Origin of the sequence: Enterobacter sp. 302C9 (assembly GCF_034106085.1) — a bacterium.
Lineage (GTDB): Bacteria > Pseudomonadota > Gammaproteobacteria > Enterobacterales > Enterobacteriaceae > Enterobacter > Enterobacter asburiae_B.
Genome location: NZ_JAWNBW010000028.1, coordinates 1 through 967 on the forward strand (window position 1 = coordinate 1; position 967 = coordinate 967).

General features: G+C 61.7%; 1 pseudogene. It reads left to right on the top strand.

The features are described from left to right. A pseudogene (locus UR289_RS21815) lies at positions 1 to 967 on the top strand (ShlA/HecA/FhaA protein); the annotation flags it as partial.

Below are 967 nucleotides of genomic sequence, written 5' to 3' on the forward strand. Positions count from 1 at the left end.
CCGTCGGGCACTATCAGGGCCAGCGCGTCGACACCAGCGCTTACCCGCTGCCGTCGGGCAACAACGGCTATTTTGTCTTCTCCGACAACCCGAAAAGCCCGTACCTGATCGGCATCAACCCGAAACTGAACGGTCTCGGGCAGCTTGATCCCGCCCTGTTTGCCGATCTGAACGCGATGCTCGGGATCAAACCGTCGTCCACGGCGCCGCAGGAGACGCGGCTGGCGTTTACCGACGAGAAGCAGTTCCTCGGCTCGTCCTATATGCTTGGCCGCCTCAACCTGAACCCGGACTACGACTACCGCTTCCTCGGCGATGCGGCGTTCGATACCCGCTATGTCTCCAACGTGGTGCTCAACCAGACCGGTAACCGCTACCTGAACGGCATCGGCTCCGATCTGGATCAGATGCGCTATCTGATGGACAACGCCGCGGCGGCGCAGCAGTCGCTGGGCCTGCAGTTTGGCGTCTCGCTGACCGCCGATCAGATTGCCGCGCTCGACCACAGCCTGCTGTGGTGGGAGAAAGCCACCGTCAACGGCGAAACGGTGATGGTGCCGAAACTCTACCTGTCGCCGAAGGACGTCACCGTCAACAACGGCAGCGTGATCGCGGGCAACAACGTCACCCTGAAGGGCGGCAGCATCACCAACGGCGGCAGCTCGCTGCTGGCGAAAAACAGCCTGACGCTCGACAGCCAGAACAGCATCAGCAACCTCAGCAACGGCCTGATGAAAGCGGGCGGCGACCTGAACCTGAGCGCCATCGGCGATATCAATAACATCAGCTCCACCATCAGCGGCAAAACGGTCGCGCTGGAGAGCCTGGACGGCAGCATCAACAACCTGACGCAGGTTGAGCAGATTGATATCAACGCCGGCGGGAAGTACGGCAACATCGGCCTGAAGGACACCCTGCTGGGGAACGCTGCGTCGATTACCGCGCAGGATGGCCTGTCGCTTGAGGC